Source organism: Prevotella sp. OH937_COT-195, assembly GCF_003932845.1.
In the GTDB taxonomy this organism is placed as follows: domain Bacteria; phylum Bacteroidota; class Bacteroidia; order Bacteroidales; family Bacteroidaceae; genus Prevotella.
This window is the reverse complement of sequence record NZ_RQZH01000212.1, coordinates 1-304: the sequence shown is the minus strand read 5'-3', so window position 1 is coordinate 304 and position 304 is coordinate 1. Positions and strand designations below refer to the sequence as shown.

The following is a 304-nucleotide window of genomic DNA, read 5'->3' as shown; positions in this document are numbered from 1 at the left end:
AAGCAAAGGCAGGTTGGAGTGATGATTTTTATAGTGATGAATACCTTGAAGATATGCCTATTGTGATGATAGATGCTGACCAAGAATATCACGGAAAATATTTGGCTTTTGAAGTAGAAGGCGATAGTATGGAGCCTGACTATTTAGAAGGTAATATCGTAATATGTCGGGAAGTACAACGCCATTTATGGAGTTCAAAACTTCATTATACAGATTGGGATTTTGTTATTGTTCATAGTACAAGAGGAATTATGCTTAAAGAAATCATAGCACACGATACTCAAAAAGGCATAATTACTTGCCA

The 304-nt window shown here is 35.2% G+C and carries 1 protein-coding gene; it reads left to right on the top strand.

What is annotated here, in order from left to right; translation table 11 throughout:
* A partial coding sequence (locus tag EII32_RS11925) for a S24/S26 family peptidase (protein WP_199741453.1) occupies window positions 1-304 on the top strand: 304 nt, incomplete at both ends.